The organism is Vibrio sp. Vb1574 (assembly GCF_033338675.1).
This window is the reverse complement of record NZ_JAWOTC010000216.1, coordinates 1-1,376: the sequence shown is the minus strand read 5'-3', so window position 1 is coordinate 1,376 and position 1,376 is coordinate 1. Positions and strand designations below refer to the sequence as shown.

Genomic DNA, 1,376 nt, shown 5'->3' with positions numbered 1-1,376 from the left:
TGCCCGATCCGCAAGACCTCAACCCGCAACAAAGCCGATTAAAAGTTGGTCAACACTATCCTGTGCCGATCTCACTTGAATTGACGACATTAAATGGATCTTCTCAGATGTCTTCGGTTTTGCGCTGGGAAACTTACAAAGTAAAAAATGGCGAGAGCGCCGCCATTCTATTTAATCGAGTGGGGCTCTCTGCTCGTCTACTGCACGAGTTAGTGTCCTCCGATAAAGAAATTGAACAGCAGTTAACTCGTCTTCGTCCGGGCGATAAATTGCAATTTGGTTTTGATGAGAAAAACGACTTGGTTCAACTGCGCCGTACGCTAAGCGCATTCGAAACCTTTCGCATCAAACTGCAAGACGGCAAATACGTTTCTGAGGTCGATAAAAAAGAGGTCGATTACCAATTCAACTACGCCGAGGCAACCATCAAATCCAACTTCTGGAACGCAGGAATTTCGTCTGGCTTGAATGGCAACCAAATCATGGAGCTAGCAGGAATTTTTGGCTGGGATATCGACTTCGCACTCGATATTCGCAAAAACGACTCTTTCCGAGTGCTGTATCAAGAAGAAGTTGTAGAAGGTGAAGTCATTGGTCGCGGAAAAATCATCGCTGCGATATTCAAAAACCAGGGCGATACGTTTACGGCTATTTTAGATGAAAAAACGGGCAAATATTACGACGAAAATGGCCGAGCGATGAAAAAAGCCTTCTTGCGCGCTCCACTGGATTTCCGTCGCGTGACTTCAAACTTTAACCCACGTCGTCTTCACCCAGTGACGGGGCGAGTACGTCCTCACCGAGGCACTGACTACGCAGCACCTGTTGGTACGCCAATTTGGGCCGCTGGTGATGGTGTGGTGCAAAAATCGGCTTACAACAAGTTCAACGGGAACTACGTGTTCATTAAGCACAGCAATACTTACATTACCAAGTATCTGCACTTAACGAAGCGCACAGTCAAAACGGGTCAACGTGTTAAACAAGGTCAAACTATCGGTACGCTTGGTGGAACAGGTCGAGTGACAGGACCTCACTTACATTATGAGTTCCTAGTAAATGGCGTGCACAAAAACCCAAGAACAGTGAATTTGCCGCAATCCAAATCGTTAACAGGTAAAGCAAGACAAACCTTCATGGCGAATGCAAAAGTCAGTATGGACAAGCTGGATCGTTACAGTAAGTTACTGGCAATGAGATAAACGGAAAAGTAAAAAGAGGCAGCATTACGCTGCCTCTTCGCTTTCATCAGGTTCGGACTTAGCGAGATAATCTCTTCCCAACATAAGCAAACAAGGCGTAAGTACCAACGTCAACACCGTAGCGAATGCTAATCCCCCCGCTACTGCCGTCGCTAACTGAGACCACCATTGCGT

Annotated in this window: 1 protein-coding gene; it reads left to right on the top strand. The window is 46.4% G+C overall.

Annotated elements, in window-relative coordinates; all coding sequences use genetic code 11:
- Positions 1 to 1,202, top strand: a 1,202-nt coding sequence (locus tag R7O12_RS24940) for a peptidoglycan DD-metalloendopeptidase family protein (protein ID WP_318126734.1), incomplete at its 5' end; no start/stop codon positions are given.
- Between the last annotated feature and the right edge of the window lie 174 nt (positions 1,203 to 1,376).